The following is an 11,156-nucleotide window of genomic DNA, read 5'->3' as shown; positions in this document are numbered from 1 at the left end:
TGCTCCTCAAGCGTTCGATCCACGAAGTCGCCGTAGAACCCGAGTCCCGCGTTGTTGACGAGCACGTCTACTTCAATGTCCGCGACAGCTTCGAACACCCTGGCTCCTGCGCCAGGGGCTGAAAGATCCTGCTCCACGATGCGCGTCTCGACGCCGTTTTGCCCGTGCACTTCCCCGGCGACCTCCCGCAGTCGCGGCAGATTGCGTCCGGCAATGATGACATTGAAGGAATGCGCGGCGAAGATCTGTGCGAGTTCGCGCCCGATTCCCGACGAAGCCCCTGTAATGAGAGCCCACTGGTTCATGCGGTCGCATCATGACCCTGGATGCGGCGATGCGCAATCCCGCTGCCCGTGCCTGGCCGCAGATTACCGTCTGTGCAGGCTGTTGGAGTGGCTCCCAGGCTGAAGCTGGATCGCCTTGTAAAACCGCCCAGCTTCGCCGACGGATTGAGGATCGTGGAATTCAAATTGAGATGCCGGAGGAGAGTTGCTCCAGACAACATCCCATTCCGCCAGGTTGGTCGTGGCGTAAATCACAACGGGCCCCGTTCCGGAAAGCCCTTTGAGTTTTACCATGTGACCGGTTTGAAGATTCGTGGCGCTGGCGAGGGAAAGCGTCAATGGAAGGAGAATCGGTGCGCCGCTATACATCGCCTGTTCCGCATCCAGTTCGAGACTCACCGTCGTCACGCCGCTGCTGCTGTTCAGGCCATCCACTGAGATGAAATACGTGGCATCCGCGACAGCATCAAAGGTGAATGAGGGAAATTGCCTCCATTCACAGCTCGCGCAGTGTTGCACCGTGTTGCTGCCCTTTAGCGTCAGGTTCGCCAGCTCCGATCCAGTATAGACCGCCACAACCGGTCCCTGGCTGAAACCGTATTCAGGCGATTCCGGCAGCAGAACATCGATAATGACGGAGAAATCGGACACCGCTGTGAAAGTCGAAAGAAGGGGGTGATTCAAACCGAAAAAGCCGGATGCAAACCCGGTGTTTGTGACGGTGACCTGGCCACTGGCGGGCGCGGTCCAGGACCACCAAACCGTGTTTCCGAGCGCGCCGAGGGGAAGCCGTTCCAGCGGTTCCGAAGTCGCAGTTTGATTGCTGCTCGAAAGCGTGATGGACGAGCCGGAAAGCGTGAGCCGTTGCGCGAAATCATCGTTCGGCGGCCGCACGGTAATTTCAACGGCATCGCCTTCCGTCACGAGGCCGTTCTCGTCGGTGGCACGCGCGCGCAGCGCACGGAAGCCTGCTGCCGCGTGCGCGTATGCAAATTCAAATGGCGGCCCGGCCACGGTCGCGACCACGTTGCTTCCATCCAGGAACTCAACCGTCCTGATGGTGCCGTGAAGGTCGAGTGTGCCTGCCACCATCGGTATGGGACTTCCATACGCAAATTGCGCGCCGTTGGTTGGCCCGACGAGTTGCACCTTTGGAAATTGCACCGTCAGTTCAAAAAAATCCGGCTGATAAACCCCGCCTCCGATTGCGATTTCATATTGCCGGCCAGCCAGGGCATCGAAGGTTACGAGGTCGTAGTTTGCAGCCGTGACGGAAACAAGGTTCGACAGCGCTGAACCCATGTATACGGCGATTGGATGTTCAGCGGCCGTAACCCGGGCGCGCCCGTTTGCCGGGGAAACCCAAGAATACCAAACAGTTCCATCGAATGCGTAATAAGGAGGCCAGGGTTCGCCCGGTTCTCGCGTCGAAACCCGGCTGTTGCCCTGCGCTGTCGCCATGAAACCACCCAGTGGAATTCGCGCCGCGAAAAGATCGTTTGGCGGTGCCGGGAAGAACTGGAGGGCCAGTTCAAACTCTCCAGGGTTGCCGCAAACGGCAAAGCGGTATGCAATGCCGGCCTCGGTATGGAACCGATGGTTGTTCAAGGAGAAGCGTCCAAAACGATTGAGCTCACCGAAATGGGTGCCTGTGTAAACAGCGACGTTTGGAGCGTTCGTTCCCGTCGCGCCCAGCGTCACAAGCCCGCGTCCTGGCGCGGTCCACGAATACCAAAGCGAGGGCTCGGTCTGAAACTGGAAGTGATCCGGTTCGCCGGGTTCCAGCGTCGCAAGGGTCGAGTTTCCATGCGTGATGACATTTGTCCCTTCAAGCGCAGCCGCCGCGATAAACAGGTCGTTCGACGGATTCGGCAAAAAGGCCAGGCTGAACGCGATGCCTTCTGGTTCCCACCGCCCATCTGCACAAATGGCGTAGGTCGTGCCGCCAGTGACCGCGAACGCTGGCTGCTGCCACGGATTCCAATCGCCCAAAAATGGTGTCAATGCCGAGATGGAGCTTCCTGTGAACGCCCGAAGTGTGGGAGGAAATTCCGATCGCCGGAATGGCACGGGCGATGTCACCGTCAAACGACCATCCACCGGCGCTGTCCATTTCCACCAAACAGATTGTCCGCCTGATTGAGAATGACTGTTTTCTTTCGATTCCAACGTTGCGCCAGTGTTCCTGCCAGTGATCAGCACGCCTGTTGAGGCGATCAGCATGGCATCGGAGAATTTGTCGTTGGGCGGCGGTTCCGAAATGTGAAGACGAAAATCGCTCCGGTATCCGACCAGGTCCACCGCGATGAGATACTTCCGCCCCTGCAATGCCATGAACGAAGCACCATGCCAAAGGTGGCTGGAGACAACGGGGTTCAGCGAGGGGGAGTCCGCATAGACGGCAAAGCCCGGCGAGCCCGGGTATTCGCTGTCCAGGGCGACCGTCATTGATCCGCTGTTGGGCGCGGTCCACGAGTACCAGACCGATCCACTAAGGCTCGGCCCACTGTGGGCGCGTTCACCGGCTTCATGCGTTGCTCCTCTTGTGGTGCCCTCAACGTAAACCCCTGTTCCCGCCAGCAACGCGGCGTTCGCGACATTATCGTTGGTTGGATTCACGGCGAACTCAATGGCCGGCAAGGTGTGAGTTTCGCCGTTGATGTCATAAGCAATGGCCTTGAGATGATGGTCGCCTGCGGGGGCGTTGCTCCACACCATTGAAAAAGGGACATCAGTGGCGATTCCCAGGAGCGTCTCGCCTTCGAAGAATTCGACTCGCGTCAACGGTGCATCAAATTCCGTCGCCGCCACATGAATGGGAATGTCACTTCCCGCGGGAAAATTGGATCCGTTTACCGGGCTCGCCAACAAGAGCCCCGAGAAGAGGAGCTTCATCACCACTTGCTCCGCCTTGCCGCGAGCGGCAATGGAGTAACGCGTTCCACCGACGACATCCATGGCTAGGGGCAAACCGTAGGCAACGAGGGTGCTGTTGAGCATCGAATCGCCCGTGCGAACATGGAAGAAGGTTTCGAAAACCGAATGAGTTGATGAGATGATGATCCGTCCTGACGCCGGAGCAACCCAGTGCCACCAAACTGAATTTCCAAATAACGAATCGGTCACCGTACCTTCACCCGCCTCAGATGTGGCTGCGCGCATCGAGTTCGTCACAATCTGGCGTGCCCCGGCCAGTTCCAGGCTGTCTGCGAAATCGTCGTTCACCGGCTTTGGCGAGAAATCCAGCTTCAGGTTGAACCTGCAGCCATCGCAATCGATTCCTGGGGTGTTCTGGCCATTCACCACGATCTGGAGGGAATCTCCAGGCTCAACGCGAAAGCCAAATTCATCGGAAGACAGGATTGCCGGCAGCACCGTGAGATTCGTCAGGGAGTCTCCCTGCAGAGCCGCGACGTGTTGATACCAGGTGTCCCCGCCCGTGAGTTTAAGATCCAGCACACCTGCTTCTGAGGCAGTCCAGGAATACCAGAGGGAGTGTTTGGCAACACCGTAAGGAGCAGGCTCGCCGGCCTGGACTGTTCCAAATTCAAGCGAACCTTCCGTCTGAACGTGCGCGCCCGCCAGGAGTTGGCGGTTTTCAAAATCATCATTGGCAACGCGCTGCCCGAAAACGAGGTGAAGCGACACATTGCCCGCAAAGTGGTACAGGCTGTCGATGGCAATCTGGTAGACCGTTCCAGCGGACACCCTGCAGCGGAAGCCACCGCCCAGATCGTCCCGCGGAACAGGGCGCAGATTTGACAGCTGGTTCCCTCTGTAAATGGCTGCCACCGTCGTGTTACTGCTTCCAGACGTGTCCACCCATAAAAGGCCATCGGCAGGTGCTGTCCATGTCCACCAAAGCGAATGCCTCGCGCGTCCCTCCGCGTGATTTGGCTCATCGTGCTCGCTGGTTGCGCCCCAATTTGAAGCCTGCACCGTTGCATTCGTTCCGACGATTCGCTGTCGATTGGCGAACTTGTCGTTCGCAGCCGCCGCCCGAATCTCGACACCCACAGCAGCCGAGACGGTGCTAACACCGGTGTTGTCCGTCGCGACCGCGACGACTCGATGGGTCCCGACGCGCGGTTTCTTCCACCAAGTGGTTAAGCGCGGACCTTTTGCAGACGCTATCCATTGGTCACCTGCGAACAGATCCAGTTGCTGGATCTTGCCATCGGGATCTGAGGCAACCGCCTCGAACTTTAGACCTTCACCTCGTTTCGCCGTCGTTGGTTCCGACGGGGTTACGATGCTGACATGCGGTGGGATTGACCGAATGCTTCGGCCACGGAATGCGGCGACCTGCGGCGCTGTTTGGTTCAGTGCGGAGGTGTTGTCCGCAGGCCCCGGCAGGTGCAAAGGAATTCCCGCGCGGCCGTTGTAGATGTAGATATTTGGGTTCGAAAAGATCGGCAACCGCTCTGCCGCAAAGGCTTCAACGGTGCTGAACCACCCGCGGTCTGTGAGAAAGGTATGCCCGTATGCAAAGGGAAAAGCAGCTTCGCTGTCGGCATACGCCCGCTCGGTCTGGCATCCAAAGTTGAAGCTCAATGCCACAGGGAAAAAATAGTTACCCGTCAGGTGCGGCCTTCGCACGATGCTGAAGGCGTCCTTTGCCGCGGGTCCTTGAATCCCGTAGAAAAGCCAGTCGTCTCCCGTCTCGGTCACCAGGCACACCAGGTCGGCCGCGAATAGATTCCGCAAACGGTGCATATGCTCCATGTGACGATCCGACGAGTTCCGCAGGCGGATGATGTCAGTGGAGACACTGCCTGATTCCGTGTAGAAAGTCATGCCGGCGTGAACCAGCCGGATGCGGGCATGAACTCCGCTGTTTTGGAAGACCTCGTTCGCCTCGCGCACCGCCTGTGCAATTTGAAGGCGGATCGCAGCGGTTCCGCCAGCGCCCGTCCTCGCAGACGGCGTGTACAGGACCATCGTATCAATCAGCGAGGCTGGTTCGTCAGCGCGCGCCGGGGAGAACCCCCACATCAGGATCAGGCAGCGGATGAATAAAACGTTGAGCAACCGGGGTCTTGGCGCGCGAAGCCATCGTTCGCGCCATAGAGACAGGGTCCATCCTTGCATGACGGCCATACTTCTCACTCTCCAATGCCAGGGGCCACAATCAAATTACGCGGCAGGGTTTCAATCGCGACCACGCAGTGAAGGCGCCTGGAGCGAACGCGCCGCAAGTGCCCTTGCCAAAGCTGTTCCGAATGCGGCAGGTTAGGGCTATGCGCCAGTTTGTATTTCTGATCCTTTTTGCCATCGCAGGGCAGGGCTTCGCAGCTCAGCGCAACGTGGGCAGCGCCACGAACCAGCAGGTCTTCAACGTCACCGGTCTCGTTGTTGAAGTGACCCCGGAAGAAAAGTCCATACGGATCAAGCACGACGAAATCCCCGGTTACATGCCTCCGATGACAATGTCGTTCGACGTGAAGGACACGAACGAACTCGCAGGAGTCGAGGCAGGGCATCCCGTGAGCTTCCGCATGATCGTGACGGAGAATTATGGCTGGATTGATCAAGTGAAGGTGACTGGGCCGAAACGAAACGATCCGCCGACGACGGGGCCGTTCCGGCTCGTCCGAGACGTCGAGCCGCTGGAGGTCGGGGATCGGCTTCCGCCTTACAGTTTTACGAACCAAGCTGGAAAGGTTTTCAGCACGGATGATTTCAAAGGCAAAGTGTGGGCGATCAACTTCCTCTTCACCCGCTGTCCGTTTCCGACGTTCTGCCCGCAGACCGCGCGTTACTTTGGGGAGACCCAGGCGAAATTGCTCGCATCCGAATTCGCACCCACAAACTGGCACCTGCTTTCGCTGTCTTTCGATCCAGAGTTTGACACTCCGCAAGTCCTCAGCCGTTTCGCGGAATACTACGAGGCGAAGCCGGCACAGTGGACGTTTGCGACTGGCGCTCTGATTGACGTGACCGCCATCTGCGATCAACTGGGGCTCAAATTCTCGCGCGACGAACGCGGCGGTTTCGACCACAACCTTCGGACGGTGGTGATCGATGCAGACGGGCGCGTGAAGAAGATTTTCATCGGCAACGAGTGGAACCCGGAAGTGCTCGCCGCCGAGATGACCGCTGCGCTGCGTGCGCACCAGGCGCCTAGGCAGGCACGGTAGAAGCCATCAGTCGCGATAACCGTTCGGATGTTTGCGGTGCCATGCCCACGCAGTCGCGACGATGTCCTGGAGTTTCGGGAACTGAGGTTTCCACCCGAGTTCGTTGATCGCCTTGGCTGCGGAAGCGATGAGCTTGGGAGGATCGCCAGCGCGGCGCGGTTTTTCAATGACAGGAATTTTCTTGCCCGTGACCTTCTCGCACATCTCGATGACCTCCTTCACTGAGTAGCCATCGCCGTTGCCGAGGTTGTAGAAGCCGCTCTTGCCCGGCTGCAACCCAAGAATATGCGCCTGGGCGAGATCCTTGATGTGAATGTAATCGCGGATGCACGTGCCGTCCGGGGTGGGGTAATCCGTGCCAAAGATTTCACAATGTGTTTTCTGGCCGAGGGCAACCATGAGGACATTCGGGATCAGGTGCGTTTCGATCCGATGATGTTCGCCGAATTTTTCGCTCGCTCCAGCCGCGTTGAAATAGCGGAAGGCGATGAAATCGAGCTGGTAGATTTCGCGGTACCAGATCAGCACCTTCTCAAACATGAGCTTGGATTCGCCGTAGGGGTTGATCGGCCGCTGGGGAAGATCTTCCGTCATTGGCACGCGGTCGGGCGGTCCGTATGTGGCACAGGTGGAACTGAAAACGAACTTCTTCACACCGCATTCAACAGCGGCATCCGCAAGCTTGAGGGCGTTGACCAGATTGTTGTGGAAATACTTTTTCGGGTTGGTCATCGACTCGCCGACAAGCGCGTTTGCGGCGAAGTGCATGACCGCATCGGGGCGGGTGGAGCGCACGGCTTCGAGGATGTTTCCCTCCTCTTCCGGGCGGGCGTGAATAAAGTTCGCCCGGGTGTCGACAGCGGATCGATGGCCCTCGGTAAGATTGTCATAAACCGTAACGTTGTGGCCAGCGTTGAGCAGTTCTTCAGCGCAAATGGATCCGATGTAACCCGCACCGCCAGTGACGAAAACATGCATCCGGTATCACTATGAGGCGCCGCTACAAAGTTCAATAAAAACGTTGTAGGGTGCTTTCCGCGTCTTGAATCACTGAAGCAGGAGAGATACGCCCAAATAGGGTCCGTATGCATGCACCATCACATGCCATTCGCCCGCGGCTGGATTCGCCACTGTCACCTCTTCATCGTTGCCGTCCAAAAGCGGTCGGTGATCCCACTCGGCGAAGGTCGGCTGTGCTGCATGTCGCACATAGACATCACAATCCCCATAGCCACCAAACGTGGTCACCCGAAACCATTCCCTGCCCGGAGCAACCGTGAATTTGTAATAGGTCAATGTCCCTTGCGGAGCATAAAGATGATCCAGGCGTTGGCCGCTCGACAATGTGGTCGCAGGTGCCGGACCGAGTGTCAGACGCACATCCCCTTCAAAATCGGTGTCGTCAACGGCAATGTGATAGCCGACGCCCGTGACTGCGTTGAAAGTAACCTGTGCCGCACCGCCTTCTAGCGAAGCGGCAGCACTCACGACAGGTGTCAGGTTGGAAAGGCTCGACCCGGTATAAACGGCGAGTCTTGGATTCCCGACCGGCGCGGCGACATCATGGCTTTGCGCGGTGATCACTACTGGCCCGTTTGACGGCGCAACCCAGCGCCACCACAACGACCGCACCGGCGCTTCTCCCGCGTGGAAGGGCTCGCCGTTTTCATTGGTGGCCCCGACATTCGCAGCGTTCGTTGTCATGGGGAAACCGGTCAATGCGATGCCTTGTGAGAAGTCGTCGTTGGAGGGTCTCAGGCCGTGGATCAAGAGCCGCACAAGTCCCCACGTTGCTGAAACATCGTCCACTGCGAAGTGGTATTCAGTGCCGGCCACTGCAGCAAATCCAACCGCGGCGGCGGCGCCCCACAGCGGGCTGGTGTTGGTCCCCACAAGGGTGCGCGTGTCACCGCTATATACGCCAAGAACCGGCCGCCCTGCTGTGAAGATTGCCACGTCCAGCTCGTCCCAAGGATAATATTCATACGATACCGCGATCCTGTATAATGATGCCGCGACGAATCCGTTTGTTGGAGCAACCCAGGACCACCAAACGGATTGCCCGAGTTCCTGAGAACCGTGCACGGGTTCTCCAGGTTCTTTTCCAGCACCGAGCTGGCTTCCGCTTGCGAGCGCCGTGTTGCCAGGAATTCGGATGCGATCGGCGAATGCGTCGTTTTCAGGGGCGACGCGAAACGCAAAGTTCGTTGTAGAGGCGACGCCGAAGCTGTCTTCCGCACGGACATAACAATCGTATTCACCAGGCGGAAGAGAGTTTGTCAGCAGAAGATGCTGGGACGCCGTGATCGTAGTCGTTCCATTCATCACCAGTTCAATGCTCTTAATTGTGTCGTCATCGTGAGCGAGAATCGAAAACACTGTGGCGTTCCCGAAGGGAATCACGCCCGACGGTTGCGGGCTCACAACGGACACGACGGGCACCGTCGACAGCACAAACTGAACTGGCGCCGTCTCCCCCCAGCTCTCAGCGCGGATGTGGTAAGTCAATCCCGCCTGCGCGTAAAATGGTTGATTTCCAGAAGCCACCAAACTGAGGGCGGCCACGGCTTGACCTCTGTACACCCTCGCCTGGCCGCTCTTTGTGCGCACGATGTACCAGCCCGACTCGGGGGCAGTCCAACTCCACCAGATGGAACGTCCCCACCCGGCTTCGCCAATCTCGGTATCTGCCCCGTCGGCATATCCGGATACAACGGCGTTCTTGCCGCTTAACAACTCGCTGTTCGCGAAGAGATCGTTGGGTGGCGGAGGCAGGTTTCCGGTGCGGTCGAGGATCCGATAGAACCGCTGGCGGGTTGCAGCAACCATGTTGTCCGGCAGCGTCCATTCCCGCGCGGTGGACACAAAGGCAGAATGGGGGCTCCAATGCACCAGGTTTGTGGAGGTCTCGACCACGTAACCGCGCCCTTCAACCACGTTCACCGAGAACTTCAGGCCGGTCGCCGTCGGCACACCCGCACCCATTGAGGGTAGTGCGGGAATCCACTGCGCAACGGCGTTGTCGATCCCAGCAGGGCTCAACCCATCGACGACGCCGCCGAACGTGGGATCGGGCCATGTGCCTGCGGCGAACGTGTTGCCTGCAAAAACGGGCAGCAAGTCGCGCGGTGCAGGCAGGGTCTCTTGTCGTTGGAGGTGGATTACGACATTGCTGGAAGCAGACAAGATCACGGCGTTCGTCAGGGACGCGGCCAGTTCATTCAGCCCCTGGCGAAACCCGAGCTTCATCCTGCACCGCCCGGTCCGCGAGGTTGAACAATCGAACCGCGAGTGGCGACCGATTGCGGATAAAGCTGGAAGCGGCTTGGTAACGTTCGATTGCGCCCAGCAAAGCCACCCGCGCATGCACCCAGTCGTTGGTGGTCGCAAAGGTCAGCAGTTGCGGATTCTCGCGCAGCACGCGCTCCACGTTGAGGCCACCCGATGCGTGCCATGCCTTCAGCGTCGAAAGGTTTGCTTCGAGATTCCACGGCGACATCGAACGAATCACATATTCCAGCCCGTGAAGCCCGGCTTGAATCAGCTGAATATCGCCGTAATCCAGGGTCACCTTCACGGTGCGCGTCTCCGCCGCTGTAAGCGCTAAAAGAAAGTTGGGATCAACGACGTTCGCCATGTTCGCTTGTGCTGCCCTGATTTCGGAAAGGACAACCCCTTGGAGAACTGCAACAAACTCGACGCTGTTCATGCCCGATGCGATGAGTGGCAGGCCGTCTCTGGAGCGCAGAATTTCTGCGGTCCAGTTCAGCACATCGCGTCCTTCAGCTTCGACACCTGAGCGATCGAGCAGGGTTTTCACTGAGTTCCGATTGGGGAGCACCAGGAGGCGAGTGATGCCGAAAAGTGTATTGGCGACCGGGTGCCCGGGCTCGATCGACACCGCGGCCGCAAACGATGCATTCGCCGCGGGCAATTGCCCATCCGCCAGATGGGCCCGGCCCCAGGCGACGTGGTCGTCTGCTGTCTGCCCTGAGACATTCAAGATGAAGCAGGCGAGGAGAACGGCTGTGGCAATCGCTTTCAGTTTCATGGGAGAATCCCGTTGGTGGAGATGATTGGGTTGCAGGCGAGTTGAAAGAGATTCGTTTCAGCGCGTTGTGGAAGGTTGAAAGCGAGCCGTCCAGGAGCTGTTTCCCCGACCCACAACGTGGCCTTGTCGAACTCCTCGCGAAAGTTTGGCAGGATGATGCGGCCTTTTCGAAGCGTGATCCTTCCGCCCGTATCGACTTGTGCATTTTGTGCCTGGAGAATTTGTTGGTCTCCCAACAGCAGTTTAAATCCACGGATTTGAACCTGCTCGCCCCAGACGGCTCGGATCGAATTCAAATTCAGCTGTGTCAGTGCCTCGGCATCACGCGCCTGAATCGAGAAGCCCTCGGCAATCGGAACCGGAAAGGCGCCGATCGTGAAAAAACCCTTGCGCTTGTACCCTTGAAACACCCGATCAACGCGAACGATCACACTTGGATGCCCGTTCGGATCGTAAGCCACCGGCGCAACCAACGACTTGATCTCCACAATCGAAGCGCCCGAAAACGGCGCGCGTTCTGCGGGAAATCCCGCGAAAGCCCCTGAAAGCCAGATGCAGAACGCGAGAACTGTGCGCATGCGCAACACCCGGGACACTTTGCATGGGGAGGATCGCATCACAGCCTTGACGCGAGATAACACACCCGCGATCGCGAAAGGTCAAGAAATCTCGATCGTGAGA

7 protein-coding genes are annotated in these 11,156 nt (G+C 58.4%); 1 reads left to right on the top strand and 6 read right to left on the bottom strand.

The genetic code is table 11. The features are described 5' to 3' along the window. Nucleotides 1-305: SDR family NAD(P)-dependent oxidoreductase (locus VEH04_08985; protein HYG22903.1), on the bottom strand; the 305-nt coding region annotated here is incomplete at its 3' end. 63 nt (nt 306-368) lie between these two features. Then, complete coding sequence (locus VEH04_08980; GenBank protein ID HYG22902.1) at nt 369-5,384, bottom strand: Ig-like domain-containing protein; 5,016 nt, start codon at nt 5,382-5,384, stop codon at nt 369-371. Between the two features lie 140 nt (nt 5,385-5,524). Here VEH04_08980 and VEH04_08975 point away from each other — a divergent pair, with 140 nt between their 5' ends. After that, nucleotides 5,525-6,424: an SCO family protein gene (locus tag VEH04_08975; GenBank protein HYG22901.1), complete on the top strand. Its 900-nt coding sequence runs from the start codon at nt 5,525-5,527 to the stop codon at nt 6,422-6,424. 6 nt (nt 6,425-6,430) lie between these two features. Here the strand turns inward: VEH04_08975 and galE are convergent, their stop codons facing one another. The 4 genes from galE to VEH04_08955 all read right to left on the bottom strand — a co-directional run bounded on the left by galE (nt 6,431) and on the right by VEH04_08955 (nt 11,053). Next, a complete protein-coding gene (gene galE, locus VEH04_08970) occupies nt 6,431-7,402 on the bottom strand; it encodes a UDP-glucose 4-epimerase GalE (protein ID HYG22900.1) in 972 nt (323 codons plus the stop codon). Nucleotides 7,403-7,471: 69 nt separating this feature from the next. Beyond that, on the bottom strand, nt 7,472-9,673 hold the full coding sequence (locus VEH04_08965) for a PPC domain-containing protein (GenBank protein HYG22899.1): 2,202 nt from the start codon (nt 9,671-9,673) through the stop codon (nt 7,472-7,474). Next, nucleotides 9,642-10,475 carry a hypothetical protein gene (locus VEH04_08960; GenBank protein ID HYG22898.1) on the bottom strand — a complete coding sequence of 278 codons (834 nt, stop codon included), beginning with the start codon at nt 10,473-10,475 and terminating at the stop codon, nt 9,642-9,644. The genes VEH04_08965 and VEH04_08960 overlap by 32 nt, the downstream gene beginning before the upstream one ends. Next, nucleotides 10,472-11,053: a hypothetical protein gene (locus tag VEH04_08955; protein ID HYG22897.1), complete on the bottom strand. Its 582-nt coding sequence runs from the start codon at nt 11,051-11,053 to the stop codon at nt 10,472-10,474. Before VEH04_08955 ends, VEH04_08960 begins: the two co-directional genes overlap by 4 nt. Between the last annotated feature and the right edge of the window lie 103 nt (nt 11,054-11,156).

The sequence above is a fragment of the Verrucomicrobiia bacterium genome (assembly GCA_035629175.1).
Lineage (GTDB): Bacteria > Verrucomicrobiota > Verrucomicrobiia > Limisphaerales > DASXHY01 > DASXHY01.
The sequence above is the reverse complement of the archived record's forward strand: the minus strand, read 5'-3'. Positions and strand labels throughout refer to the sequence as shown.

Bases quoted from the DNA above. Each gene is read 5' to 3' on its own strand.
- VEH04_08980 (HYG22902.1), bottom strand. From the start codon at position 5,384: ATGGCCGTCATGCAAGGATGGACCCTGTCTCTATGGCGCGAACGATGG.
- VEH04_08975 (HYG22901.1), top strand. From the start codon at position 5,525: ATGCGCCAGTTTGTATTTCTGATCCTTTTTGCCATCGCAGGGCAGGGC.
- galE (HYG22900.1), bottom strand. From the start codon at position 7,402: ATGCATGTTTTCGTCACTGGCGGTGCGGGTTACATCGGATCCATTTGC.
- VEH04_08965 (HYG22899.1), bottom strand. From the start codon at position 9,673: ATGAAGCTCGGGTTTCGCCAGGGGCTGAATGAACTGGCCGCGTCCCTG.
- VEH04_08960 (HYG22898.1), bottom strand. From the start codon at position 10,475: ATGAAACTGAAAGCGATTGCCACAGCCGTTCTCCTCGCCTGCTTCATC.
- VEH04_08955 (HYG22897.1), bottom strand. From the start codon at position 11,053: ATGCGCACAGTTCTCGCGTTCTGCATCTGGCTTTCAGGGGCTTTCGCG.